The organism is Peribacillus sp. N1, assembly GCF_054600815.1.
This window is the reverse complement of sequence record NZ_BAAHZO010000116.1, coordinates 1-235: the sequence shown is the minus strand read 5'-3', so window position 1 is coordinate 235 and position 235 is coordinate 1. Positions and strand designations below refer to the sequence as shown.

Genomic DNA, 235 nt, shown 5'->3' with positions numbered 1-235 from the left:
ACGACCAGGCACCTCCAAGCCGCACTTTAGGCTATACGGATACGAATTAATATTTTTGTCAAAGCTGCAGGAATCATGAGCTTTGTTATTTGTTCCCGTCGGCTAAACTCCAATATTAGGGCATCATCGTACAGTTTTTTATCCACATTCCGAAGTCCCAAATAAGTTTGTAAATATAAAGGAAAAAAAGCACCTAATGCGATATGCAGCACTTTGGATAGTTCACCAAATCCGA

Annotated in this window: 1 protein-coding gene; it reads right to left on the bottom strand. The window is 40.0% G+C overall.

Translation table 11 applies throughout. The features are described 5' to 3' along the window. Positions 1-26: 26 nt before the first annotated feature. A partial coding sequence (locus tag ACYP5M_RS26765; protein ID WP_459735755.1) for an ABC transporter permease subunit occupies positions 27-235 on the bottom strand: 209 nt, incomplete at its 5' end.